Raw genomic sequence first — 26,420 nt, 5'->3', positions numbered from 1 at the left:
GACTTTCTTCTCTAATGAATATTCGCTCTAAACTTTACGGCCTTGCGCTGCTAGGCCTGCTGGGCTTGACAAGCACAAGCTGCTCCGACTTCCTAAACCCCGAACCGCTCAACTCCATTGATCGGGACGTAGCTTTCACCGATTTAGCTGGGGCGCAGGGCGCAGTAGTTGGTTTGTACGGCAACCTCACCAGCGCCAACAATCTTGGTTTACGGGTGCCTATTTTCGCCGATTTGCTGGCAGATAACCTTGACCATACGGGAACGTTTCCCTCCTTCGCACAGCTTAAATCGCGCAATCCTTTGCCGGATAACGCTGAATTGAATAGCATGTACAGTTCACTGTACTCTACCATCAACCGCGCGAATAACATCATCGCCCAGATTCCGAATACAACCGGCATATCGGATGCAGTGCGTGGGCAATTGATTGGTGAGGCACAATTTGTACGTGCTTACTGCTACTTTATGCTCACTAACTACTGGGGCGATGTAGCCTTGGTTCTCACGCCTACTACAACTCCGGATAACTCCCTTTTTGTATCTCGTACTCCACGTGAACAGGTGTACAATCAGATACGGACTGACCTGGATGCAGCCGAAAGTGTGCTTCCCGCCGCTAATGTGGGTCGGGCTACGAGGTGGTCTGCTATAGCCTTAAAGTCCCGTTTGGCGCTTTATCGTCAGCAGTGGGCTGATGCCGCTCGTTTTGCCGACCAGGTAATTGCCGGGCCATTTACGCTGGCTTCCACGTACCGAGCTGCCGTTGCCACTCGTAACCCGACAGAGTCCATTTGGGAAATCCAGTTTGATGCGCAAGTGCAGAGCTCGTACGCCTTCTTCATGCTGCCTACGGCCAACGGTGGGCGTTTTGAGATGAGCCCCGGCGGACAGCGGGCTACCTTACTTGCAGCCTACGAAACCGGCGACCAGCGCCGGGCCGCTACTATTTCAGACGGCACTTTCCAAATAGTAGGTCGGACTGGAACCGTAGCGCAAGGCAACCAAATTAAGTATTTCGACCCGGGTACGGGTACGGATACATTCAAAGCTATCCGCTTGGCGGAGATGTTCCTTAACAGTGCGGAAGCAAAAGCGCAACAGCAAGATATTCCTGGGGCCTTGGTTGCGCTCAACCGTGTGCGTACCCGCGCTGGGCTACCGGCGCTGCTGGCCGCAAACGTTACCCAAGCTAGCTTGTTAGAAGCAATTGAGCGGGAACGGCGGGTAGAACTTGCCCTGGAAGGACACCGGTGGTTTGACCTGATTCGTACAGGCAGGGCTCAGTCTGTATTAGGTATCACGGATGCAACCCGTTTGCTCATGCCTATTCCGAACCGGGAAATTGTCAACAACCCTAATATGAAGCAGAACCCGGGTTATTAAGTCTTGATCTGCACGTCGGTGTGCACAAAAAAGCCCTAACCATATTCGGTCAGGGCTTTTTTTATAGTGAATTGATATTCAGCACCACTGCCTCATCCCTTCTTGCTTCTTTCTGTAGCCAACCGACAATCTTCGCGGCTACATTTTCCGGTTGGGCCAAACGGCCTTCGGAGTGGAACTCGGCAAATTTGCTGGCTTCACTAAAGCTGTGAGCATCGGCTGCGCGGATATGCTCTTGCATGGCGGTGTCAAGGATGCCGGGGGAAAGACTGCGGATGCGGATGCCGCTGCCGCGCAGGTCCTGCTCTTTTTGGGCCGTGCAAGACAGGGCATCCAGGGCCGCTTTGGAGGCCGAGTAGGCTCCCCAGCCATCCACGGCCCGCTGGGCAGCGCCGCTGCTGATATTGAGAATGGTGCGCGGTACCGATAGGCCCCCGTAGGCACTTAGAAAGGTGTTCATGAACATGGCGGGGGCCACAATATTGACATCGAACACGAACTCGAAATGTTCGTTTTGGTGCTCGCCCAAGTAGCCTATTTCCCCGAGTACGGCGGCGTTGTTGATGAGGGTTATACTTTGCGCGTCGGGCCACTGTGGAAACACTTTGTGCAGATTATTCTGCACGGCCAGCATGTCGGAAAGGTCGAGGGGCTGGTGGTAGTAGCGCTCGTGCTCGATGGTGGCGTGCCGCGACACGCCAATAACGGTTGTGTCGGGTTGGTGTAGGACGGTTTCGGCTAGGGCCTTGCCTAGGCCGCGGCTGGCTCCGGTGATGATGTAATAATGCATAAGGCGAAAGGGAGAGTATCAGGGTTATAAAAAGTACGCAGCAAAACAGAAAAGGGGCTACTTAAGTAGCCCCTTTTCTGTTTTGCTGCACAATGGGTGGTAGGAGTCAGCCGGTTACTAGAGGATGTACTGGCTCAGGTCCCGGTTACGCACCATGTCGCGGAGACGTTCTTCTACCATATCCCGGGTTATCAGGATGTGGGTGTTAGGGCCGATGCGGTCCGGCACATCAAAGAGGATGTCGTTCAGCAGCCGGCTCATGACGGTGTGCAGGCGGCGGGCCCCGATGTTTTCTACTTCGCTGTTGACCTCGAAGGCAATTTCAGCCAGGCGCTCCAGGGCCGGATCCTCAAACGAGAGCAACACATCTTCGGCCTGCAGCAGGGCCTCGTACTGCTTGGTCAGGGCATTTTTGGGGTCTTTCAGGATTCGGAAGAAATCGTCCTTGCTCAGGCTTTGCAGCTCCACGCGGATGGGGAAGCGCCCCTGCAGCTCCGGAATCAGGTCGGAAGGCTTGGAGACGTGGAAAGCGCCGGCCGCAATAAACAAGATATGGTCGGTGTGGATGATGCCGTACTTGGTACTGACGGCCGAACCTTCCACGATGGGTAGCAGGTCGCGCTGCACGCCTTCCCGGCTGACATCGGGGCCGCCCCCACCCTTGCCGCTGCGGCTGGCTACCTTGTCAATTTCATCAATGAAGATGATGCCCGCGTTTTCGGCGTGCCGAATGGCTTCGTCCTTGACCTCGTCCATGTCGATGAGCTTGGCCGCTTCCTCATCGAGCAGAATCTTACGGGCCTCGGCTACGGTCACCTTGCGCTTACGGGTTTTCTTGGGCAGCATGGAACCCAGCATATCCTGAATTCCGGCCATGCTGGCTTCATCAATTCCGGCCGGACCGCCAATAACCCCGACGCCCGGGTTGCTGTTCTGCTGGACCCGAATATCGATTTTGCGCTCATCCATTTCCCCGTTCCGAATCTTTTCCCGGAACCGCTCCCGGGTCCGCTCATTCAGCTCATGGTCGGAGTCGGGCAGGTCAGCGCCGCCCGTGGTGGGAAAGCCCAGGGCCGGCTTGGGGGTAGCAGCCCCCGTAGTGACGGGAGGAATGAGAATGTCGAGGATCAGGTCTTCGACGGCCTGGGCTGCCTGAACCTTTACTTCCTCTTTACGGCGCAGCTTCACCATGTTCACGGACTGCTCTACCAAGTCGCGCACCATGCTTTCCACGTCGCGGCCTACGTAGCCAACCTCCGTAAATTTGGAGGCTTCTACTTTGGTAAACGGAGCCCCGGAAATGCTAGCCAGTCGCCGGGCAATTTCGGTTTTACCCACGCCGGTTGAGCCTATCATCAGGATATTGTTCGGCACAATTTCACGCTGCATATCGGCGGGGGCGTGCAGGCGGCGCCACCGGTTCCGGAGGGCAATGGCCACGTGGCGCTTGGCCTCGTGCTGGCCAATGATGTACTTATCAAGTTCAGCCACAATTTGGGCTGGGGTCAAAAACTCAGTTGAATCAAGCATAAGGAAATGGGTAAGCAAGCCGGGCTAACGAAGCAACACTACCTTCGAGGCTTAGCAGAGAATGTAGACAGCGCAAACCCGGCGCGGTGCCTGCGTAGCTCGCCATAAGGGAGCATACGCGCAAGGAGCCAACGGAGCCGGAGAGCTATTGTGGTTTTTTAAATAAAGAGTCGAGGTTACGCGCAATGGTAAAGTAGTTAGCCCCACCCGAAGCATGGTAGCCCGCGTGGGTATAATCAAGCTGGAACTGGCTGACGCGCAGCATCACCCCGAAGGAGAAACCCGCGCCGCCGGCGGTGTTATCTAGGCGCAACTCCCGGCGCTGCAAGTGGTTGTAGCCTAGCCGCAGGTTCAGGTTTTTACTTAGCAGCAGCTCCCCTCCTATCACAAAGTGTCGGGCAATTTTATCGCCGAGTGACTTTTTGGGCTTGATTTCTTCGCCGTTCTCATTCAGCTGCCCGCGTTGGTTGGGGTCGAGGTATACGATATCCAACTGCTGCAAATGGTGAGCTGAGAAGGAAAAGCGAAATGGTAGGTGTTCGGGCTTGAAAGAAGTGCCGATTTCCACGTCCAGCGGCATGGGCTCCCGGCTGGCCCCGTCGTAAGGCTTCAGCTGAATGCCGGCGTTGCGCACGACCAGTCCCACGGTAAAATCCTGCTCCGGATGCTTAAACAGTCCGCCTACGTCGGCCAGGGCAGCAAAGGAGTGGTTGCCCGCAATACCGGAGCCAGCCAGCTTCAGGGTAGCCGCCAGCGTAAAGGCCCCGCTGGTGTGGGCGTTGGCAATGCTCAGGGCGTATTCATTCACTGAAAACTGCCCCAGCGGGTTACCCGCCGGGTCGTACTGCTTAAAGTCGCCGTAGTTGAGGTAGGTGAGCCCGACCCCAAAGCGGCCGGCCTTCACCGTATTGAACACGTAGGCGGCGGTGCTTTGCTTGATGTCGGCCAGGTAATCGACGTAGCCCAGGGCCAGCCGACCGTCCATGTCGGCGTTAAGCAGGGCCGGGTTGCCGTAGAGCATGGTGCCGTCGGCGTCGCGGGAAGAAACGTTAATGCCCCCGAGCCCGGCCAGCTTGGCGCTCGTAGGCAGATTCAGAAACGAAAATGCCTGCTGCCCCCCAATTTGGGCGGTGGCCGGAGTGAACCCGCCAAGGTCCAGCGCGAAGCAAGCAAGCAGGAAAAGGCAACGGCGTATTGGTCGAATCATCAGGGGAAAGATAAAACGGGTTACCCGATAAGACGCCCGTTTTCGGTGCTTTATTGCGCCCGGCATAAGAATTCCCTACCTCTGTTTACTCTTTAAGAGGCAGGAAATTCCGGTGACTTTAGCTGACCTCTACGCTTGGGGAAGCCGGCACGGGCGCCTCGTCGCGCACTTCCAGTTTCATGGGGCGGGCTACCTTTTCCTTGAGCAGCGCTACCCGCAGCACATCATCGACCCGGTCAGCGTAGTGAATGGTGAGGTCCTTGAGGTATTCGGCCGAAATTTCGTCGATGTCCTTTTTGTTTTTAGGGCACAAGATGATGTCGCGCACCCCGGCCCGTTTAGCGGCCAGAATTTTCTCCTTGATGCCGCCTACCGGCAATACCTTGCCCCGCAGCGTGATTTCGCCGGTCATGGCCAAATGGCTGCGGATTTTGCGCTGGGTAAACACGGAGGCAATGCTGGTAAAAATGGCAATACCGGCGCTGGGCCCATCCTTGGGTACGGCGCCCTCGGGGAAGTGGATGTGCAAGTCGTACTGGTCGAAGAGACGGTAGTCGATGCCCAGTTCCTCGGCCCGGCTGCGCAGGTAGCTCAAGGCCGTTACGGCTGATTCCTTCATCACGTCACCGAGCTGGCCCGAAAGCGTCAGCTTGCCCCGGCCCCGGCTCAGCAGGCTCTCCACGAAGAGAATGTCGCCGCCTACCGACGTCCAGGCCAGGCCCGTAACTACGCCGGCGGTTTCATTGTCCTGGTACTGGTCCCGGTCAAAGATGGCCCCACCCAGAATACGGGCAATATCCTTGGGCTCCAGCGTGGCCGGAAACTCCTCCTTCATGGCCTTGCTCTTGGCCACGTTGCGAGCCACGGCCCCCAGCTTGCGCTCCAGGCTCCGCACCCCCGACTCGCGGGTGTAGTCGTCAATCACGCGCTGCAGAGCCGCCGTGCTAATGCCGGCGTCCTTGGGGCCAAGGCCGTGCTCATGCAGCATTTTAGGCCAGAGGTGCTTTTTGGCAATCTGGGTTTTCTCCTCCAGGGTATAGCCCGTCAGGTCAATGATTTCCATCCGGTCGCGCAGGGCCGGCTGAATGGTTTCCAGGGAGTTGGCCGTGGCAATGAAGAGCACCCGCGAGAGGTCGTACTCTACCTCCAGATAGTTGTCGGTAAAGGTCGAATTCTGCTCCGGGTCCAGCACTTCCAACAGCGCCGAGGATGGGTCGCCGCGGAAATCGGAGGCCAGCTTGTCGATTTCGTCGAGCACGATAACCGGGTTGGAGGCGCCGGCTTTCTTAATCTGGGAAATGATGCGGCCGGGCATGGCCCCGACGTAGGTTTTGCGGTGCCCCCGGATTTCGGCCTCATCGCGGACGCCGCCCAGGCTCATGCGCACGTACTGCCGGCCCAGGGCCTTGGCAATGGAGCGCCCCAGGGAGGTTTTGCCCACGCCGGGCGGGCCGTACAGGCACAGAATGGGGGCTTTTAGGTCCTGCTTGAGCTTGAGCACGGCCAAGTACTCCATAATGCGCGTCTTTACCTTTTCCATGCCGTAATGGTCCTGGTCAAGGATTTTCTGGGTGCGCTTCAGGTTGAAGTTGTCCTTAGTATACTCGGCCCAGGGCAAGTCCAGCAAAAACTCCACGTAGTTCAGGCTCACCGGATACTCGGCCGCCTGGGGGTTAATGCGGGTGAGCTTGTCAACTTCCTTGGCGAAGTGCTTGCCCACGGCCTCGGGCCACTTTTTACCCTTGGCCCGCTGGCGGAGCTTTTCCACTTCCTGGTCGGGTCCGTCGAAGCCCAGCTCGTCCTGCAGCACCTTGATCTGCTGGCGCAGGAAGTAGTCACGCTGCTGCTGGTCGATGTCGGTGTGAACCTTGGTGTGGATTTCGCGCTTGATTTCCAGCAGCTGAATTTCCTTCAGCATGAGTTCCAGCAGCTGGGTGCCACGCTCCACGCCATCGTTAATTTCCAGTAGCTGCTGCTTGATGCTCACCTCCACATTGATATTGGACGAGAGAAAGTGGGTCAGAAATGAGGGCGACTCAATATTATCAAGGGCCACCTGGGCCTCCTGCGGAATCTCGGGGTTAAGCTTGAGCATTTTGGCCGCCGCTTCCTTCAGGGAGGACACCAGGGCCTTTACTTCCTTGGACTGCTTATTGGGAAAAGCCTCCGGGGAGTAGCTAACCCGGGCTGTGAGGTAGGGCGTGCTCTGAATTTCCTCCTCAATGCGAAAGCGCGACTGGCCCTGAATAATAATAGTGGTGTTGCCATCGGGCAGCACCAGCAGCTTCAGGATTTTGGCCATGGTACCTACCTGGTAGAGATCTTGCAGGGTAGGGTCGTCGCTCTGGCCGTTTTTCTGGGCCACCACCCCCACAATCTTGTTGCCCCGGTACGCCTTGCGCACCAACCGGATGCTTTTTTTGCGCGTGACCGTCACGGGCAGCACTACCCCCGGAAATAACACCGTGTTGCGCACGGGTAGCAGTGGCAGCATCTCCGGCGACTCATCGGGGCTCAGAGGCTGATCGGGGTCGGCGGCCACGATGGACACCATTTCTTCAGGATCTTCAGCCATCAGCAACAAGGAAGAAAGTGGTGACTTAGGTGAATTATATTGACTCATGGAGAGGAAGACGAAGAAAGCCGAGGCTACGTGCCAGAATGACAGAAGCAGGGCGCAGGCTCGATTTCAAAGGAAGCGGAATTTCCGAAGGTACAGATTCGGCAAGCGCCGTGCCATGACCTAGTACCGCCACATCGGCAGGGCTGGCGCGGAAACCAGAACGGAATCGGGGCTCCCGCTAACCTTCTGATGTGTCCGGCGCCTTCGGATATCTAGCTGCATCCAAAAATTCCTATTTTTGATGCTTGCCGGTTTCCCACCGCCTTAGTGCCTTCTTATTGCTATGCTCCGCTTTTCTCGTTACCCTCTCTTTTTTCCACTGGTTTGGCTGGTTCTGCTGCTACCAGGGCTGGTACAGGCGCAACAGAAAAGCGGTTTACCTAACTCGCAACGCAAGCTGACGGCGAAAGTTATCCGCAGTGCCCGCGCCCGCACCGACGCTACCCCCGATTTCCCCAACATTAACCGGCTGGCGTATTTTGAGGATAAAAAAGCTCTGCGGGAAATTCAACGGGCCGAAAAGCGCAAGAACTGGAACGCCGCCCGCAACCTGTTGGACGTGTACGTGAGCCACTTCGGCATTGAAAATTTCTACAAGGATACCGGCCTGCTCTGGCGGCTGGGGCAGCTTTGGGAAAAGGCTGGCAATGAAGACCGGGCCAAAGCCTACTACCGCCTGGCCCTGAAGCACCGCCGCCAAGACCTGCGTAAAGTCCAGCTTTACTACGACTCCCTGGAGCAGAAGCAGGCCGAGTTGTATGTACCGCTGAAAACGTACTATGACATCGTTGAGTACCGCAAGAACATAGCCGCCTTTCGCCCGCCTAAAGGCGTGTATACCAGCATGGGCGACGCCATCAACTCCCGGGTGGAGGATTACGGCCCGACGCTGAACTCCGATGCCGACCAGCTTATTTTCTCCTCGAAGCGGAAGATGCGCGGCCTCAACGGCGTTATCGACGAGGACCTGTACACTTCCCGGCGCGAAAACGGCCTCTGGACCGACGCCGAGCCCTTACCCAAACCCATTAACTCGCCCTACAACGAAGGCTCAGCCTGCATCAGTAAGGACGGAAAAACCCTGTTTTTTGCCCGTTGCGAGTGCCCTACCTGCCACGGCAACTGCGACCTGTACGTGTCCACGTTCAAGGAGGGGCAGTGGACCATGCCCAAGACGCTCGGCACCAACGTTAATTCCACCGCCTGGGATTCGCAACCGACCCTGTCGCCGGGCGAGGATACGCTCTACTTCGCCTCTGACCGGCTGGGCGGTTTCGGCCTCTCCGATATCTGGTATACTGTAAAGCAAAAGAACGGGCAGTGGAGCAAGGCCCAGAACATGGGTCCTACCGTGAACACGCGCGAGAGTGAGGTGAGCCCCTTCTACCACCCGCTCTACCACGTGCTGTACTTCAGTTCCCGCGGGCAGCTGCTCAACTTCGGCGACTTCGACATCTATAAAACCTACCGGGTGCGGGGGCGCTGGCAGGAGCCCATCAACATTGGTCCGCTCGTCAACGGCAAGGGCTCGGAGTACTACTTCACCATTGATTCTGATTCCAAGAGCCTGTACTACGCCCGCTCCGAGGAAAAGGAAATGAAGAACCTCGACCTCTTTTCTTTCCCGCTCCCCATGGAAGCCCAGCCCCTGGCCACTACCCACGTGGAGGGCCTGCTAGTGGACTCCGTCAGCCAAAAACCGCTTAACGGCATCGTCAGCATCATTGACACCGACAACGGCATTGAGGTAGCCAGCAAGTACCTGCGTGAGGATGGCTCTTTTGACTTTGACCTGATTGAGGGCTCCCACTACGTGATGCTGATTCAGAGCCCCGACTTTTTCAGCGTAGAAAAGAAATTCGCCCTCCAGGGCGACACGGTGATGAAGCTGATGACCAACTCCATCGACTACAAGCTGCCCCTGATTTTTAAGAACATCGAGTTTGACCAGGATAAGGCTAACATCCGGGCTAGCATGCACCCCATTCTGGACCGGATTGCAGTGTTTTTGGTAGACCATCCCACGTTCCGGCTTAGCATCTCGGGCCACACCGACAGCAAGGGCGACCCGGACTTCAACATGACCCTTTCCCAGGACCGGGCCGAGGCCATCCGGCGCTACATTGAGTTAAAGGGTAAGCTCAAACCCAACCGCATCGAAAGCATGGGCTACGGCAGCACCCAGCCACTTAAGGACGAAGCCACCGAGGAAGACGCCCGCACCAACCGCCGCGTAGAGTTCCGCCTAATCAAGCCGGAGAACGAGCAAAAGGATGCGGGCAGTGGGGGTGGTTGGTAATGGTGAGATGGTGAGTAGTGAAATGGTGAGCTTCTGCCTGAGCAAGCCCCTTAGCCCTTAGAGGCAGCAAACCCTTACCTCCAAGCCGGAAGTAAGGGTTTGCTGCCTTAAACGGGTTTGCCAGATGCGAAGAGGGGTAGGAAACTTCACCAAGCTGACAGCCTATAACAAGTAGCGCCTACCACTTCAGCTGTTGCTGCTCCTCCCCGTCGCGGAAGAGCAGGCTTTGCTTCTGGCCCTTAGCCTCAAGGTTCACGATGTTCATTTGGTCAGGGAAGAGGTCCAGCAGCAGCTTATGGCGTAGCGTGAGGCCGGAAGCGGAAGCGGGTAGCGGCGCGGTGAAGTAAAGCCAGTACGAGTCCTTCTCTTTCTGTAACCCCACCAAGGTAAGGGGCAGGGTTTCTCCCGGGCGGGTACTGAATTGCACGGAACGCCGTAGCAGGTCCATGAGCAGAGGGTTTAGCTGTGCCCGCGACAGTTGGTCGGTGCGGATGGGGGTAGGCTTGCCTACTGACAACCCTTTTTCCAGATCATCAATAAAGATTTTTAGGGCCATTTCCAGGCGTTGCTTCTCGGGGTTGAAGCGCAGCTCCATGATGCTGGCGTGGTAGGCGTGGGCCCAGGCAGCCAACTGCCCGGCCAAAAGTAGGCCGGCCACCAGTAGAATTCGGCGAATGTAGGAAGGGAAGAGCATGGCAAAAGGTGGGCAGGCCTAACGAATAGTTGCAGGCTGTACTATAAAAGCCGTGCCACCTCGCGGCAGCACGGCTTTTCCGGGCGTTTATGGGCTGGGGCCCTTAGCTGCTGAAAGCCTTGAGCAGCGGGTTAATGATGAGCACAAAGGCCATCAGCCCCAGAATCAGCATCATACCTACTTTCTGGGCGTTTTCCAGGAATTTGTCGGAGGGTTTGCGGCCGGCTATCATTTCATAGAGCAGGAAAACCACATGGCCCCCGTCGAGGGCCGGAATGGGTAGCAGGTTCATGAAGGCCAGCACCATGGACAGCATGCCCGTGAGCGTCCAGAAGCGGAACCAATCCCACTTGCCGCCGTACTGCTGGGCAATTTCAATCGGCCCACCTACTGACTTGCGGAAGGAAGCTTCGCCGCGGAAAATTTTGGCAAAGGCTTTGGCCTGGGTAGTAATGACCCCGAAGGCTTGCTTGGCTCCCACGGGCACCGACTGCAGCAGGCCGTATTCGCGGTTGCTGAACTTAAGTAGCGACTTGGGCGCAAAGCCAATCTTACCTTGCTCGTCTACCCGCACCTGCAGGGTAATGTTCTGGCCGCCCCGATTAACCAGCAACGGCGTGATTTTTTCGGCGGGCTGCGGCGCGGGCTTTACACCGCGCAGCCAGTTAATAAACAGCACCAGCAAGGATGGTTTCTCGACGGTGTTGGCGTTCTTGAGCAGGGCTTCCTGGAGCTGGGGGAAGAACTGAATTGGGGTGTTACCAACCTTGAGAATTTGGTCCTCGGGCTGCAGGCCAGCCTTGGCTGCCGGGCTACCAGGTATTACCTGATCCACGCGGAAGGGGTCCAGGGGCTGCACGAAGCGCTGCTCGCCCTCATCGGCCAGGCGGTCCATGAAGTTGTTGGGTACGGGTATGTCTACAAGCTGGCCGCTGCGGTCTACGGTGTAATACGCGTTAGAGCCCAGAATTACCTCGGGGCTGTACACTTCGCTGAAATCGTCGAAGGGCCGGCCGTTCACTTTCACAATCTTGTCGCCCTGCTGGAAGCCGATTTCCTTGCCCAGCTTGCTGGGCACTACCCCAAAGCGAGCTTCCGAAGCGGGCAGGTAGCTTTCCCCATACTTGAAGGTGAGCAGGGAAAAGATGACGATGCCGGTAATGACGTTCATGATGATGCCCCCTAGCATCACAATCAGGCGCTGCCAGGCTGGCTTGGCCCGAAACTCGTTGGCTTGAGGCTCGGCCGCCAGACTGTCGGCATCCTGCGTCTCGTCGATCATGCCGTGAATGGCCACGTAGCCGCCCAGCGGAAACCAGCCCAGGCCATATTCCGTCTCTCCAATCTTCTTCTTAAAGAGAGCAAAATTCATTACCCCGGGTAGGGGAAATAGGAAGTCGAAGAAGATATAAAACTTATCGACCCGGATTTTAAAGTATTTGGCCGCTGCAAAGTGTCCAAACTCGTGCAAACCAACCAGAATGGAAAGGCCCAGCAGCATCTGCCCGGCCATAATAAGTCCTTCCAAAAGATGAGGTAATTAGATGATGAGGTGAATAGTGACAGGTGAACAGTGACTGGTGACAGGCTTACTTCTTTACCCGTCGCCTGTCAGAGTTCACCTAATCGCCCGGTACGACAAACAACGCACCGAACCCAAGGGTAGTGCCCGTTCCAGCCAGGGTGTCAGGCACGGGCCCCCACCAGCTCCTGCGCCACGCGGCGCGTTTCCAGGTCGGTTTGCACGTAGTCTTCCAAGGTCGGGGCGGCAAGGTACGAAACCCGCGCGAGGCTAGTTTCTACCACCTCCGACATTTCCAGGAACCCGATTTCGTCGCGCAGGAAGGCGGCTACGGCTACCTCGTTGGCGGCGTTCAATACGCACGGGGCGTTGCCGGCCCGCTGCATGGCCTCAAAGGCCAGCGCCAAGTTGCGGAAGGTGCTGGTGTCGGCCGGCTCGAAGGTAAGCTGGGGGTAATCCAGGAAGCTGAAGCGCGGAAACTGGCTGGGCAGGCGCTGGGGGTAGCCCAGGGCGTACTGAATCGGGAGCTTCATGTCGGGCAGGCCGAGCTGGGCTTTCAGGGAGCCATCCTCGAACTGCACCAGGGAGTGGATGATGCTTTGCGGGTGCACTACCACTTCAATCTGCTCGTCGCGCAGGCCAAACAGCCACTTGGCTTCAATCACCTCCAGGCCCTTGTTCATGAGCGAGGCCGAGTCGATGGTGATTTTGGCGCCCATGTCCCAGTTGGGGTGCTTCAGGGCCTGGGCCTTGGTGACCAGGGCCAGCTGCTCGCGGCTGCGGCCGCGGAACGGCCCACCCGAAGCCGTGAGGATAATTTTTTCGATGGGGTTACGCTCCTCCCCTACCAGGCATTGGAAGATGGCGGAGTGCTCAGAATCGACGGGGTACAGCCCCACGCCGTGCTCCTTTACCAGATCCGTAATCAGCTGGCCGGCTACCACCAGGGTTTCCTTGTTGGCCAGCGCAATGGTTTTGCCGGCCCGGATGGCGCGTACCGTGGGTAGCAACCCGGCGTAGCCCACCATGGCCGTGAGCACCACATCGGCATCCTCGCGGCCGGCCACGTCGGCCAGGGCGGTAGTGCCCGTCAGCACTTCCGTTTCGGGTTGGTGGGCCAGGGCTGCTTTTACAGCGGCATACTTGGCCTCGTCGCCGATAACCACCGCCGCGGGCCGAAATTCGCGGGCCTGCTGCACCAGCAGCTCGGCGTTGGACTGGGCCGACAGGGCCGTGACAGTAAACTTGCCGGGCTGGGCGCGCAGCACGTCCAGGGCCTGGGTGCCGATGGAGCCGGTGGAGCCGAGCAGGGTGACGCGCTTGGGAATTTCAGAGGGCATAATAGAGAAAGAGCAGGACTACCACAAAGTTACACGAAGCCCCGCAGTTGCGGCCATTGGCAGTAGAAGCCGCAGGCCCCCCTGTTCCCCGCTCACGTCAGGGGCAACGAGCGCCCCTGCCAGAGGTCTACTGAATACCGCGTATCTGGACAGGCTTGCCGTTGAACACGGCTTGCTCGCCGGCCCGCTTGCCGCTCAGGGCCGCCGCCACCGGCGCGGCCCCCGACACGGCGAAGTAGTCCTGCCCGTCGACCGTGAGCTTACCGGCGCTGATGCTGATGTAGAACCGGCCCATACTGGTAGCCACAAGGGCGCCGGGCCGCACGGTGTCGCAGGGCAGGTCGGGGTTGATGCGCTGGACTTCGGCCAGGAGCTGGCGGGCCTGCTGGAGCTGCACGGCGTTCCGGTCCCGCTCGTTCTGGGCCATGGCGCGGCCAGTTTCGTACTTGTCGCCGGCGCTGCTCTTGGTTTCGGAGTTAGCCGATTCCTGGGCTGCATCAATAGCGGCCTGGCAGGCTTCGATGCGCTCCTGCACGTAGGCCAGGCACAGGGCGTGGAGGTGGGGTTTTGTCATTAGCTGGTCTGGGCCTGCCACAGGATTTCTGTATTATTTTCTGCTCGCCAGTTACGCAAGAGGTGACCTAAACGGTTAATGGAAGCTATTTCGGCTGGTATTGAAAACGCTAGCTTACACCGGTCGGGGTCGGGCTTTCTGTTATCTACAGACACGCGGATAGCTGCGTGCCCATAAGCATCAAAGCAATATGCCTGCAGTTTGAGGTAGCTGTCGGACGTATCAATTATCCCAGCTTCAAAACTTACAGTTGCTGAAACAGCAACAGGAAAACAACTCAATTCCTTACCGAAATCTTTCCAAGTGTCTTCATCGGCGAAGAAGGTGAGGTGTGTTGTAGTTTCTCCTTTGCTGATGGTAACATCAAAACAACCCCAACCATAGCCGTGCTCATCCATGCTGGCACTGATCCTAATAGCTCCTTGATTCATGTTGCACTACTCATTTGCCTGCTCTAGATTCCTAAGATCAAGCTGATCCTTCAGGCGGCCGGTGCTGGCTTTATTACGGCGCAAATCTGCCAGGCTAATAAAGTTGATGGGGACTTCATCCAGCACTTTTATTTCCCGTTTAGCGTAGCAGGCACCGACTCCACGCCATCTACAGAGGTCAGTAAATCAATGCGTAAGGAAGCTACGCCGAGCTGAACGATAGTGTCTTCTGCGCTGAAATCCGCTACTGTATATCCTAGCCCACCTAGCCCAAACTGCTGGAGCGTAGTTACTACCCGTTGTGCATTCTCTGGCGTTGGCCTCACCCACACGTCAATGTCGCCGGTGGCTCGGACGTAGCCGTAACGGGCCACTGCGTACGCTCCCACCACCAAATAGTCAACCTCGTTGGCGTTTAATAACTCGACAAACTCTTTGTATTCCTCGGTAAGCTGGTTGGCCTGTGCCATTGCCTAGAAAATAGAAACTGTATACCTGCCGGCGCAAAAACTCCAGCGCTTCCATGCGTTCCTCCACGCTTTTAGAGCGCCAAAAAGCCGCATCATCCGCGTCTTGGTCGTGGTGCAACGAGGTTTTGCGAGTAGCTGATTTGTCGAAGCGAATCATAGAACAAGTTACGCTATTTCACTCAGCCCCGTTATCCCCTCCGCTAGCTTCCGGTCGTTGCTGAGGCGCGGCACTTTGTTCTGGCCGCCCAGCTTGCCTAGGCTCTTCATGTAGCGCTGGAAAGCCCCAACGGGTAGCGGCGTGAGCAGCAGCGGCGCCAGGATATTACCACGAAGCAAATCGTCGTAGTACACGTTGCGCTGGCGCAGGCCGGCATCCAGGGAGGCTGCAAAGGCGGCGGCATCGTGGGGCGGGCGGGCAAACTCGATGAGCCACTCGTGGCGGGAAGGCACGGCGGGGTCGTCGCTGACGCGAGGCGCTACCGTGAATTCTACTACCTCTACTTCCGGGTGCTGCTGCATGGCACCGCGTAAGGTCTGTTCCACTTCTTCACCGATGACGTGCTCCCCAAAAGCGGAGAGAAAGTGCTTGATGCGGCCCGTAACTACCACCCGAAACGGATATTTCTGGGTAAAGCGCACGGTGTCGCCGAGGCTGTAGCCCCAAAGGCCGGCGTTGGAGTTGAGCACCACGGCGTACTGCTGGTCCAGCGCCACGTCGGCCAGGGTCAGGCGGGGCGGATTGGGCTCGAAGAACCGCTCGGCCGGAACAAACTCAAAGAAGATACCGGCGTTCAGCAGCAGGAGCAGGCCGGGGTTGCCGGGCTCGTCCTGGAAAGCCAGAAAGCCTTCGGAGGCCGGAAACAGCTCGATGCTGTCCACGGGCCGGCCAATGGTATCGAACAGCTTTTTGCGGTAGGGCTCGAAGTTCACGCCGCCGTACACAAACAGATCAAACTGCGGAAACACTTCTCCCACGGGCCGGCCGGCGCGCTGCACAATCCGGTCGAAGTACATCTGCACCCAGGGCGGAATCCCCGAAATCAGGGTCATCGGCTGGGGCAGTGTTTCTTCCACAATGCGGTCCAGCTTGGTTTCCCAGTCCTCGATGCTATTGGTCTGGTAGCTGGGCAGCTGGTTGCGGCGCAGGTAGGGCGGCACGTGGTGGTTGGCAATGCCGGAAAGCCGCCCGGTGTGGATGCCGCCTACCGTTTCCAGTTCCGGGGAGCCCGACAGAAAAATCAGCTTGCCATCCAGAAACCGGCTTTTGCCGGTGGCATGCACGTAGTGCAGCAGGGCATCCCGCGCCCCGTTAATGTGGTTGGGGATGCTGGCGGAGGTGATGGGAATGTACTTCGCCCCGGAGGTCGTGCCGCTGGTTTTGGCCAGATACAGCGGTTTGCCGGGCCACAGCACGTCGGGCTCTCCGGCTTTCACTTGGTTGAAGTACGGGGCCAGACCTTCGTAGTCGCGCACGGGCACGCGGGCAGCCAGGTCCTGGGCGGTGCGGGCCCCGGCCAGGTCATGGTCGTGGCCGAAGCGGGTGCGGGCACCGTGGGTTAGTAGCTCGCGCAGCACCCGCTGCTGGGTGCCAATCGGGTCCTGCTGCCACTGCCGGTACTGGTGCGCGATGTAGGCGGCCAGGGGCCGGCTCAGGGTGGATTTCAGGCCCATGGGAACGAGTGAAAGTGCGAAGATGGGAAGTTGAAAGCGTTTTTCTTGCGCCGCGCGGTTAGCTAAGGCAAAAGTATACGGCTTCCCGGCAAGGCCTTGTGCCAAACAGCGGCGCGCAAGCTCATCCTTTCACCGGCAGTACGCGTACCTACTCCCGGACTTTCACCTCTACTTCTCTTTCTTATGATTAATCAGCGTGGCAACGCCGAATGGAACGGCGACATCAAGGGCAGCGGCAGTATTACCACTCAGAGCGGCACTGTTTCGGCGCCGTATTCCGTGGGGGCCCGTTTTGAGGGGCAGAAGGGCACGAACCCCGAGGAGCTGGTCGGCGCGGCCCACGCCGGCTGCTACACCATGTTCCTGACCAGCATCCTGACCAAAGACGGCAAGCAGGTGCAGCAGATTAAAACCGAATCGAAGGTTACGCTGGACACGTCGGGTGAGATTCCCAAAATCGTTAAAATTAGCCTGACTACGGAAGGCCAGGTAGCTGGTATTTCGCAGGAGGAGTTTCAGCAGTACGCCGAGACGGCTAAGAAAAACTGCCCTATTTCGCAGCTACTAAGCGCCGTACCGGAAATGGAACTGGCCTCCGCTACCCTGAAATAAGCCACTTCCGGGTGGTTTATTCCCTGGCAATTTCTACTGAAAGCTCGTTTGGAGCCGCTAGTAGCGCTGTCAGAGAACGTGCTGCCTAAAAACGAAGCGCGAAAAAGAAACAACGCAAGCTGAACTCCTTACTTTTGCGGGCCCCAGCGACTTTACGCCTCTATGCATCCTGATTCTACCCGCATTCGTCTTCAGCCCGCCAACACCCAGCGCATTCCCTTCTGGGGCCAGCTTTTTCTGGGCCTGCTCTGGATTGCCTACACCGTGTCGCTTATTGTAACGGGTGAGGGAGCCAGCGACATGCACTTTCTGCACTACGTGTTTCTGGTGTTTAGCCTGGTGTACTTGGGCTACGTGCTGGTGCATAACGCGCCGGTGTTCGGTACCCAGAGCTACCTGGAGTTTACCCCTGCCTACATCGTGCACAAAGACGGATTGTTCCGCCCCAAGCAGGCCTTCGCAGCTCAGGATATTGCTGCTTTGGAGCTGGTTCCTCAGCAGCTGCGGGTGCAACTTAAGGAGGGCACTACCTATGCCATGAGCCTGCGTCAGGTGAAAGGCCCCCGCCGCAAGCGCCTGATGCGGGAGCAGGTACGTTCTTTTGCTTCCAAGCACGACATAGCCCTGCGCGATACGCAGGCGTAGGACACCCGCCGTTTTCGTCGGTTCCATGAACAAAGAGCCCGTTTGCTGAAGCAAACGGGCTCTTTGTTCATGCCAGCCAGAGTGAATAACGTTTTACTTGCCGGCGAACTTCTTGCGCAGCTCCACGATGGTGCTACGGAAAGACTTGTCGGAATCAATCAGGTCCGAAACTGTTTGCACGGAGTGGATGACGGTGCTATGGTCGCGGCCGCCAAAGTGGTGACCAATGCTTTTCAGGGAGTGGGTAGTGTGTTCCTTGGCAAAGTACATGGCTACCTGCCGGGCCGTTACCACTTCCTTTTTGCGGGTTTTGGCCTTCAGTAAGTCCAGGGACACGCCAAAATACTCGGCGCAGGTTTTCTGGATGAAGTCCAGGTTTACTTCGGCCTCCACTTCCTCAATGATGTGACGAAGCGCCTGCTTGGCCATTTCCAGGTCAATTTCGCGGCGGTTCAGGCTACTCTGAGCCACCAGGGAAATCAGCACGCCTTCCAGCTCCCGCACGTTGGTATTCACCGAGTGGGCCAGGTACTCAACTACCTGCGGCGGAATGTCGATACCATCCTGCTGCATCTTGTTCTGGATGATGGCCATGCGCGTCTCGAAGTCGGGGCTTTGCAGGTCGGCGGTCAGGCCCCACTTAAAGCGCGAGAGGAGCCGGTCCTCCAGGCCCACCAGGTCGCGCGGGGGCCGGTCTGAGGTCATCACAATCTGCTTGCCAGCCTGGTGCAGGTGGTTGAAGATGTGAAAGAACATTTCCTGGGTTTTATCCTTGCCCGACAAGAACTGCACGTCGTCCAGAATCAGGATGTCGACCAGCAGGTAGAAATTGGCAAAATCCTGCACCGCGTTGGAGCGCAGGCTCTCAATGAACTGGTTGGTAAACTTCTCAGCCGACACGTAGAGCACGAACTTATCCAGGTTCGTGGCCTTGATGTGGTTGCCAATGGCCTGCACCAAGTGGGTTTTGCCCAGCCCTACCCCGCCGTACACCATCAGGGGGTTGAAGGAGGTAGTACCCGGCTTGTTGGCTACGGCAAGGCCCGCCGAGCGCGCCAGGCGGTTACAGTCGCCCTCGATGTAGTTCTCGAAGGTATAGGTAGTGTTCAGCTGCGACTTCAGGTAGTCGCGCTCAATGGTTTTGCTGGCCTCGAAGGGGTTGCGCAGGGTAGGCGGCGCCGGGGCGGGCGTCACGGAGGCGGCCGCCGTATTGCGGGCCGAGGCCGTCATGGCGCTGGCCGCCATGGAGGTGGCTGCGTAGGTAGAAACAGTGGCCGGTCCCGCCGCTTTGCGGGTGGTGGGCAGGTTAAGCGTGCGTGGCTTCTGCTGGGCGTTGCCCTGGTCGACCACAATGCTGTACTCCAGGCGCCCCTCCGGGCCCAGTTCCTGGTGGATGGCGCGCTTGAGCTCCTCCACGTAGTGCTCCTCCAGAAACTCGTAGAAATAGGTGCTGGGCACCTGAATCAGCAGGACGTTATTGTGGAGCTGTACCGGCACAATGGGTTGAAACCATGTTCGGAAGCTCTGCTCACCAATTGTTGCCTTGATGACGCGAAGACAGTTGGCCCATACGGTTCGGCAATCCTTCAGCATCAATCAGATAGGGCAAAAGCAACGGGGGTGCAGGTGAGCGGTATAACAGGCTGGCCACGAACCAGAAAAGGCTCGTTTTTTTTAGGGGGAGACAAAAATGTGGAAAAGTCAGGAGACAAAAAAACGCCCTTAACTCTTGCATTTTACGCACTTTTACCGCAAGGCCAGCTCCTCAGTAAAGCGTAGCAGCCCGGCAGCATACCTATGCGGCTTGTACGGGAACTACGGCGGTAGCGGCTACCGTGGGCTGGCGCGTGCCTCGCTCAAAGGAGTAGTCCAAGCGGCCCAGGTTGATGCCCGACCAGCCGACTTGGTTGACCAGAGTGGTGCGGCCGTTGGGGCTGGCAATGGGCTCGGGCTGCTCCAGGAACGTGTGGGTGTGCCCACCCAGAATCAGGTCGATGCCGCTTACCTGGGCAGCCAGCTTCCGGTCGTCGATTTTGGCGCTTTCGTATTTGTAGCCCAGGTGGGAAAGGCAAATCACCAGGTCGCACTTCTCGGGGCCGCGCAGCTTGGCTACCATGTCCTTGGCCGTGGCCACGGGGTCGAGGTACTTCGTGGCCCCGAAATTCTTATCGGCTACCAACCCAGCCATTTCAATGCCCAAGCCGAACACGCCTACCCGCACGCCCTGCTTGTCGAACACCTTGTAGGGCTGAAACCTGCCGGCCAGGATGGTCTGGGAGAAGTCGTAATTAGCAATCAGGAAGGGGAAGGTAGCGTGGGGCAGCTGCTTCTGCAGGCCTTCCAGGCCGTTGTCGAAGTCGTGGTTGCCGAGGGTACTGGCGTCGTAGGCCATCTGGCTCATGAGCTTGTATTCCAGCTCGCCCTGAAAGAAGTTGAAGTAGGGCGTCCCCTGCCAAATGTCGCCGGAGTCCAGGAGCAGCACGTTGGATTCCTGCTTCCGGATTTGCTCAATCAGGGCCGCGCGCCGGGCCATCCCGCCCAGCCCCGCCCACTGGGCGGCGTTGTCGGGAAAGGGTTCAATGCGCGAGTGCATGTCGTTGGTATGCAGGATGGTCAGGCGGGTAGCCTTCTTGTCGGCGGCAACCGCGGGCAGGGCCGAAACACCCAGCAGGCCCAGCGTAGCGGCTCCCAGGCCGGTATGTTTCAGAAATTCGCGACGATCCACGGAGGTAGGGTACTGATTAGTTGATGTGCTATTATGCTAATGAGGTGATGTGCCGCCTTTTATGGTAGTGATGAGGTAGTTTCGATGGGCTGATTTCACTCAACGTAATCCATCACCACATCCGTACACCAACCAATCAGCGCATTACAGTTTCACCCGGCCGTCCACTTTGGCCTCAATGGGTTTGCCTTGCTGGGTTTGCTCGCGCATGTGGTCGGCAATGGCCGTGCGCAGCAGCACCCCGGTCCCGCGGGGCTTGATGGCTTTAAAGAAGGTCAGGTTGTCGCCCCCGCCCGCCAGGTAGTCGGAAATGGCAATGGTGTAGGTGCGCGCCGGCTCGAACGGCTGCCCTCCGATGCGAATATCCTGGGGCTTGCCCGCCACGGCGGCGTACACTGCCCCGGCAACCGGCATGTTGATGCGGGCGGCGTACTCGAACAGTTGCTGCACCACGGGGCCGGGAGCATCCAGCACGACCAGCTCGTTTTCGAAGGGCATGAGCTCAAACACCGAGCCCATGGTAACGGGTCCGGCCGGAATGGGGGCCCGCAAGCCGCCGTTGGTCATCACGCTTAGCTCGATGGGCTGTTTCAGCTCCCGGCTGGCGCGCGCCCGCTGAATGTCGGCCACAAAGTTGGACAGCGGCGACTCCCCGTTATTCTTGACGATGGCTACCGGGGCCTGGCCTAGCACGGCCGTCATCTGCTCGGTTACGCGCTGGCGGTAAGGGGCAATGGTAGCGGCGGCTTTAGGGTCTTCGGGAATGGATTTGCCCACGGGCTGGGCCGTCACCGGGGCTAGCTGCGCCTTGGGTAGGTAGGCGCCGCGCTGGCAGGCGGGAGCCAAGGCCACCGCAGTTAGCAGGCTCAGCGCAGCCAGGCGGGAACGAAGAAGTTGCATCAGGTCAGGAGGAAGAGAAGTGCGAACAGCAAAGGTACGGTAGCGCAACGGGAGTTGAAACGACTACAGGCTCTAGCCGGGAATAGGGCACATGGAAAACCAGGAGTAATAAGGCAGTTGGTTGGGGCCGGATTACTCATTTGCGGCCCGGCCAGCTGCTGGCTGCACCTAAGGAAAACCGGATTTTTCGGGACGCTGCCAGCAGCCAACAAAATGGCTGCCCCCCTACAGGCAACAACCCGCCCAAATATTGCTAGCCCTGGCCGGCTTCGCTCAAGCCTATTTCTACCCCGAACCAGGTATCTTTAGCCCGCCCCTTGGGCCTCTGTTCACCCACCCCACCCCGCTGCATTATGGCCGATTCGCCGCGCCCCGCGCCTGTTTCGTTCTCCGAGTTTGACGCCGTTACTACCCCCCAGTGGCTGGAGCGCATTGCCCGCGACCTGAAAGGCCAGGACCCCGCCAGTCTGGCCTGGCACACGCCCGATGGTTTCGCGGTGCAGCCGTTCTACCACCAGGAAGCTTTGCAGGAGCTGGGCGGGCCCCCTACCCCGCAGGTGCGGCCCCACGCCCACTGGCGCAACGTGCCTACTTACTCGGTGCCGGCCCTGGAGCGGGGCGGCAGCGCCATTGACCGCGCCGCCGCCGCCCTGCACCGCGGCGCCGAAGGAGCCCACTTTGTGCTAGCCCACGCTGAGGGCTTTGATGTGGAGCATTTGCAGCAACACCTGCCCGTGGCCAGCACGTACCTGGGCTACACGGTACGGGGCGGCGCAGCCCGGCTGATTCAGCGCCTGGCCGCCCTGGAGGTAGCACCGCGCGGTTTCCTGGTGTCGGACCCCATTACCCGCCACGCCCCCGACCAGGCCCTGCAGCAAGAGGAGCTGCGCACAGCCATCCGACTAAGCAAGAATTGGCCGGAGTTTCGGGCCTTGGGCATCAACGCGGCTTTCTATGGTAACCGCGGCGCCACGGCCACCCAACAGGTGGCCTTCACCCTGGCTACCGCCGCCGCCTACCTCAGCGCCCTGCCCACCACCCAGGACCTGACGGTAGCGGATGTAGCCGCCGCTTTGCACGTGCACGTGGCCGTTGGCCCGAACTACTTTTTTGAAATAGCCAAGCTGCGGGCCCTGCGCCGGCTGTGGGCTACCCTGCTGCACGCCTACGGACTACCCGCCGAGGCGGCCCAGCAACTGACCATCTTCGCCAGCACCGCCACCTGGAGCCAAACCACCCTCGATCCGCATACCAACTTGCTGCGCACCACCACCGAGGCCATGAGCGCCGTGATGGGTGGGGCCGATGCCGTGAGCGTGGGCGCTTTCGACTGCCTGTTCCACGCTCCCAACGAGTTTGCCGAGCGCCTGGCCCGCAACCTGCCCGTGCTGCTGCGCGAGGAAGCCTACCTGGACCGGGTACAGGACCCCGCGGCCGGTTCCTACTACCTCGAAACCCTAACCGACCAGCTGAGCCGCGAGGCCTGGGCCTTGTTTCAGAAGCTGGAAGCGGCCGGCGGCTTGCCCACCGCTACCGGCCTCGTGATGCAGGAGCTGCACGCCTCGGCCCAGGCTCAGTTCCAACGCATTGCCAATGGGGAGCAGGTGGTAGTGGGCACCAACAAGTTTCAGAACCCCAACGAAACCTTCGACTACAACCCCAAGCGCCTGTTGCGCAGCCGGGAGTTTGACAGCACCCGCGCCACCTACCCCACCGAGGTGCTACGCCTAGCTACGGCCCTGCACTTTGAGCGCCGGGAAAAGCGCAAGAAGCGGGCGGCTATGGTACTGCTCGGCGCCCACACCAACCAGATTATTCTGGAGTCGTTCCTGAACACCCTGCCAGAAAAAGAACGGAAGGAGTTGCGGGCCGCTCACCCCGAGGGTACCCTGTCGGTGCTGTTTTCCTCTACGGAGGAAGCTACGCTGATGTACGCTACTCCTGAGCAGTTCGGGCGCCTTTCCCGCGCCATCAGCCGCGTCCCGATTGACGAGCCCAACTTCATTCCGCCGGCCCTGCTCACCGCCGACCTGGCTACTATGCAGGAAGCCGTACAGGTGTTCGGGTTCAAGGAGTTTACCGTGCAGGGCTACAGCACCGAGGATGTGCTGGCGAGGCTGCAGGGGAAGAAGTGATTGGGTAACAGGTAACACGTAACAGGTAAAAAGTGACAGATTATGGCAGTTGAGCGGCGCAGTAAACCACATTATAAGTTGGACTGCTGGCGACTTGCCTTTGATTTTGTTCCTGTAGCCTACGACCTGGCCCATCAGTTCCCACCCGAAGAACGCTATGAGTTAGCTTCTCAGCTACGGCAAGCTGCTACCTCCGTTACACTCAATATTGCGGAAGGAGCCGGTCGAAATTCGGCAGCTGAGTTTACTCGTTTTTTATTCATTGCCCGCGGTTCAGTTACTGAACTCGACACAATTGTGTTACTCGCAGAGCGCCTGGGCTATATTTCATCGATACAAACCGATCAAGCAATTACTTCGCTGGACCGCATCACCGGCTTAATTACGGGTCTAATCAAAAGCCTGCAGCCTAATAGCTAACCTATTACTTGTGTCCAATTACCTGTCACCTTTTACCTTTTACCTGTCACCCCTCCACCCATGAAACCCGACTTCTCAACTATATCCTACGACGCGGCTCAACTACCCGCGCCAACTACTGAGGCCACCCAAACTGCTACCCCGGAAGGCATTGCCCTGAAGCAGTTCTACACTGCCCACGACGTGCAGCACCTCGACCACCTGGGGTTTGGCGCCGGCCAGGCGCCGTATTTGCGCGGGCCCTACAGCACCATGTACATCCAGAACCCCTGGACCATCCGGCAGTACGCGGGCTTCTCCACGGCCGAGGCCAGCAACGCCTTTTACCGCCGCAACCTGGCCGGCGGGCAGAAGGGCCTCTCGGTGGCGTTTGACCTGGCTACCCACCGGGGCTACGACTCCGACCACCCCCGCGTGGTAGGCGACGTGGGCAAGGCCGGCGTGGCCATTGATTCGGTGGAGGACATGAAGCTCCTGTTTGATGAGATTCCGCTGGACCAGATGTCGGTGTCGATGACCATGAACGGGGCGGTGCTGCCCATTATGGCCTTTTACATTGTGGCGGCCGAGGAGCAGGGCGTAACGCCGGATAAGCTGGCGGGCACCATTCAGAACGACATTCTGAAGGAGTTCATGGTGCGCAACACCTACATCTACCCGCCCCTGCCGAGCATGCGCATCATTGCGGATATTTTCAGCTTCACGGCGCAGCATATGCCCAAGTTCAACTCCATCAGCATCTCGGGCTACCACATGCAGGAGGCTGGCGCTACCGCCGACCTGGAACTGGCCTACACCCTGGCCGACGGGCTGGAGTACGTGCGGGCCGGGCTGGCGGCGGGCATGAGCATCGACCAGTTTGCCCCGCGCCTGTCGTTTTTCTGGGCCATTGGCATGAACCACTTCATGGAAATTGCCAAGATGCGGGCCGGCCGCCTGCTCTGGGCCAAGCTCATCCAGCAGTTCGAGCCCCAGAACCCCAAGAGCCTGGCCCTGCGCACGCACTGCCAGACCTCAGGCTACTCCCTCACCGAGCAGGACCCCTTCAACAACGTAGCTCGCACCTGCATTGAGGCCATGGCCGCGGCCCTGGGCGGCACCCAAAGCCTGCACACCAACGCCCTCGACGAGGCCATTGCCCTGCCCACCGACTTCTCGGCCCGCATTGCCCGCAACACCCAGCTCTACATTCAGCACGAAACGGACATTACCCGCGTGGTGGACCCCTGGGGCGGCTCCTACTACGTGGAAACCCTCACCCACGAGCTGGCCGACAAAGCCTGGGCCCTGATTCAGGAAGTGGAGGAGCTGGGCGGCATGGCCAAAGCCATTGAAACCGGCCTGCCCAAAATGCGCATCGAGGAAGCCGCCGCCCGCAAGCAGGCCCGCATCGACTCGGGCAAGGAAATAGTGGTAGGCGTGAACAAGTACCGCGTAAACGAGGCCACCGACATTGAGGTGCTCGACATCGACAATGCCGCCGTGCGCGAGTCGCAGATTGCGCGCCTAAACCAGATTAAAGCCACCCGCGACAACGCCGCCGTGCAGCAGGCCCTGGAGGCCCTCACCGAAGCCGCCCGCACCGGCAACGACAACCTGCTGGCCCTGGCCGTGCAGGCCGCTCGCCTGCGCGCTACCCTCGGTGAGATTTCCGATGCCCTGGAGAAAGTGTACGGCCGCCACCAGGCCACCATCCGGGCTATTTCGGGCGTGTACTCTCAGGAAATGAATTACGACGAGCAGTTTGCCAAGGCCCGCCAGATGGCCGATGAATTTGCCGCCCGTGAAGGCCGCCGCCCCCGCATGATGGTGGCCAAAATGGGCCAGGACGGCCACGACCGGGGCTCCAAAGTAATTGCTACCTCCTTTGCCGACGTGGGCTTCGACGTGGACATTGCGCCCCTGTTCCAGACGCCCGCCGAGGTAGCCCGCCAAGCCGCCGAGAACGACGTGCACGTAGTGGGCGTGAGCAGCCTCGCCGCCGGCCACAAAACCCTGATTCCGCAGCTCATTGAGGAGCTCCGGCAGCTTGGCCGCGAAGATATCCTGGTCATTGCCGGCGGCGTCATCCCCGCCCAGGATTACGACTTCCTCTACAACGCCGGGGTAGTCGGCGTGTATGGCCCCGGCACCGTCATTGCGGTGGCAGCCCAGGAGATATTGGAGAAGTTAGTAAATTTTAACTGAAAATTTATTTAGCATGCTTCAACTAAATATACCTGAAAGCAATTTTCTAAGGAAGATACCAAGATTATTAGATAAAAGAGACGCTCTTCATATTGAAACAATTAGAATTTGCATCGATTCTATTTATCTAGATTACGACAACCTATATCAAAATTTGTTGACATATAATTCAATTCACGGTGGTGGTAAAATAGCAGGTGATTAGCCGTCTGCTTCTATGCGTTGGTTATGCGCATCGATGACGAGTTGCAAGCGGATGC

21 protein-coding genes are annotated in these 26,420 nt (G+C 58.5%); 7 read left to right on the top strand and 14 right to left on the bottom strand.

What is annotated here, in order from left to right:
* Window positions 1–14: 14 nt before the first annotated feature.
* The gene (locus IEW18_RS21310) at window positions 15–1,385 is read left to right on the top strand and encodes a RagB/SusD family nutrient uptake outer membrane protein (protein ID WP_188559916.1); all 1,371 of its coding nucleotides are present in this window, start codon (window positions 15–17) and stop codon (window positions 1,383–1,385) included.
* Between the two features lie 61 nt (window positions 1,386–1,446).
* On the opposite strand, the gene IEW18_RS21305 is transcribed toward IEW18_RS21310, so the two are convergent.
* The 4 genes from IEW18_RS21305 to lon form a co-directional block, all read right to left on the bottom strand.
* Window positions 1,447–2,175, bottom strand: coding sequence for an SDR family NAD(P)-dependent oxidoreductase (locus IEW18_RS21305; RefSeq protein ID WP_188559915.1), 729 nt, complete (start codon window positions 2,173–2,175; stop codon window positions 1,447–1,449).
* 117 nt (window positions 2,176–2,292) lie between these two features.
* Window positions 2,293–3,705 carry an ATP-dependent protease ATPase subunit HslU gene (gene hslU, locus IEW18_RS21300; protein WP_188559914.1) on the bottom strand — a complete coding sequence of 471 codons (1,413 nt, stop codon included), beginning with the start codon at window positions 3,703–3,705 and terminating at the stop codon, window positions 2,293–2,295.
* A 145-nt stretch (window positions 3,706–3,850) separates the two neighbouring features.
* On the bottom strand, window positions 3,851–4,912 hold the full coding sequence (gene porQ, locus IEW18_RS21295; protein WP_188559913.1) for a type IX secretion system protein PorQ: 1,062 nt from the start codon (window positions 4,910–4,912) through the stop codon (window positions 3,851–3,853).
* 118 nt (window positions 4,913–5,030) lie between these two features.
* A complete protein-coding gene (gene lon, locus IEW18_RS21290) occupies window positions 5,031–7,487 on the bottom strand; it encodes an endopeptidase La (RefSeq protein ID WP_188559912.1) in 2,457 nt (818 codons plus the stop codon).
* A 331-nt stretch (window positions 7,488–7,818) separates the two neighbouring features.
* Here lon and IEW18_RS21285 point away from each other — a divergent pair, with 331 nt between their 5' ends.
* On the top strand, window positions 7,819–9,834 hold the full coding sequence (locus tag IEW18_RS21285; protein WP_229728900.1) for an OmpA family protein: 2,016 nt from the start codon (window positions 7,819–7,821) through the stop codon (window positions 9,832–9,834).
* Window positions 9,835–10,012: 178 nt separating this feature from the next.
* On the opposite strand, the gene IEW18_RS21280 is transcribed toward IEW18_RS21285, so the two are convergent.
* From IEW18_RS21280 to IEW18_RS21250, 7 genes are all read right to left on the bottom strand, one after another.
* Complete coding sequence (locus tag IEW18_RS21280) at window positions 10,013–10,528, bottom strand: DUF6702 family protein (RefSeq protein ID WP_188559911.1); 516 nt, start codon at window positions 10,526–10,528, stop codon at window positions 10,013–10,015.
* Window positions 10,529–10,631: 103 nt separating this feature from the next.
* The gene (locus IEW18_RS21275; RefSeq protein WP_229728899.1) at window positions 10,632–12,056 is read right to left on the bottom strand and encodes a site-2 protease family protein; all 1,425 of its coding nucleotides are present in this window, start codon (window positions 12,054–12,056) and stop codon (window positions 10,632–10,634) included.
* 158 nt (window positions 12,057–12,214) lie between these two features.
* Window positions 12,215–13,390, bottom strand: coding sequence for a 1-deoxy-D-xylulose-5-phosphate reductoisomerase (locus IEW18_RS21270; RefSeq protein ID WP_188559910.1), 1,176 nt, complete (start codon window positions 13,388–13,390; stop codon window positions 12,215–12,217).
* Window positions 13,391–13,517: 127 nt separating this feature from the next.
* Complete coding sequence (locus IEW18_RS21265) at window positions 13,518–13,964, bottom strand: 3-oxoacyl-ACP synthase (RefSeq protein ID WP_188559909.1); 447 nt, start codon at window positions 13,962–13,964, stop codon at window positions 13,518–13,520.
* Window positions 13,964–14,395 (bottom strand): hypothetical protein, encoded by a 432-nt coding sequence (locus IEW18_RS21260; RefSeq protein WP_188559908.1) that lies wholly within the window; start codon window positions 14,393–14,395, stop codon window positions 13,964–13,966. The genes IEW18_RS21265 and IEW18_RS21260 overlap by 1 nt, the downstream gene beginning before the upstream one ends.
* A 128-nt stretch (window positions 14,396–14,523) precedes the next feature.
* Window positions 14,524–14,865: a hypothetical protein gene (locus IEW18_RS21255; protein WP_188559907.1), complete on the bottom strand. Its 342-nt coding sequence runs from the start codon at window positions 14,863–14,865 to the stop codon at window positions 14,524–14,526.
* A gap of 165 nt (window positions 14,866–15,030) precedes the next feature.
* Entirely contained in the window at window positions 15,031–16,536 is a 1,506-nt protein-coding gene (locus IEW18_RS21250; RefSeq protein ID WP_188559906.1) for a GH3 family acyl-acid amido synthetase, read from the bottom strand.
* A gap of 183 nt (window positions 16,537–16,719) precedes the next feature.
* On the opposite strand from IEW18_RS21250, the gene IEW18_RS21245 reads away from it, so the two are divergent.
* Window positions 16,720–17,148, top strand: a complete 429-nt coding sequence (locus IEW18_RS21245; RefSeq protein ID WP_188559905.1) for an OsmC family peroxiredoxin — start codon at window positions 16,720–16,722, stop codon at window positions 17,146–17,148.
* A gap of 162 nt (window positions 17,149–17,310) precedes the next feature.
* The gene (locus tag IEW18_RS21240) at window positions 17,311–17,793 is read left to right on the top strand and encodes a hypothetical protein (RefSeq protein WP_188559904.1); all 483 of its coding nucleotides are present in this window, start codon (window positions 17,311–17,313) and stop codon (window positions 17,791–17,793) included.
* Between the two features lie 93 nt (window positions 17,794–17,886).
* On the opposite strand, the gene dnaA is transcribed toward IEW18_RS21240, so the two are convergent.
* From dnaA to IEW18_RS21225, 3 genes are all read right to left on the bottom strand, one after another.
* Window positions 17,887–19,386: a chromosomal replication initiator protein DnaA gene (gene dnaA / locus IEW18_RS21235; protein WP_188559903.1), complete on the bottom strand. Its 1,500-nt coding sequence runs from the start codon at window positions 19,384–19,386 to the stop codon at window positions 17,887–17,889.
* A gap of 202 nt (window positions 19,387–19,588) precedes the next feature.
* Window positions 19,589–20,518, bottom strand: a complete 930-nt coding sequence (locus IEW18_RS21230) for a bifunctional metallophosphatase/5'-nucleotidase (protein ID WP_188559902.1) — start codon at window positions 20,516–20,518, stop codon at window positions 19,589–19,591.
* A gap of 144 nt (window positions 20,519–20,662) precedes the next feature.
* Window positions 20,663–21,418, bottom strand: coding sequence for a 5'-nucleotidase C-terminal domain-containing protein (locus IEW18_RS21225; protein WP_188559901.1), 756 nt, complete (start codon window positions 21,416–21,418; stop codon window positions 20,663–20,665).
* A 353-nt stretch (window positions 21,419–21,771) separates the two neighbouring features.
* Here IEW18_RS21225 and IEW18_RS21220 point away from each other — a divergent pair, with 353 nt between their 5' ends.
* The 3 genes from IEW18_RS21220 to scpA are packed head-to-tail and all read left to right on the top strand — an operon-like array spanning window position 21,772 to window position 26,160.
* Entirely contained in the window at window positions 21,772–23,553 is a 1,782-nt protein-coding gene (locus IEW18_RS21220; protein WP_188559900.1) for a methylmalonyl-CoA mutase family protein, read from the top strand.
* A 42-nt stretch (window positions 23,554–23,595) separates the two neighbouring features.
* Window positions 23,596–23,973 (top strand): four helix bundle protein, encoded by a 378-nt coding sequence (locus tag IEW18_RS21215; protein ID WP_188559899.1) that lies wholly within the window; start codon window positions 23,596–23,598, stop codon window positions 23,971–23,973.
* Window positions 23,974–24,033: 60 nt separating this feature from the next.
* Entirely contained in the window at window positions 24,034–26,160 is a 2,127-nt protein-coding gene (gene scpA / locus IEW18_RS21210) for a methylmalonyl-CoA mutase (protein WP_188559898.1), read from the top strand.
* Window positions 26,161–26,420: the final 260 nt, after the last annotated feature.

The organism is Hymenobacter glacieicola (assembly GCF_014640315.1).
Classification (GTDB): Bacteria; Bacteroidota; Bacteroidia; order Cytophagales; family Hymenobacteraceae; genus Hymenobacter; species Hymenobacter glacieicola.
This window is presented reverse-complemented; position numbering and strand designations above follow the sequence as displayed.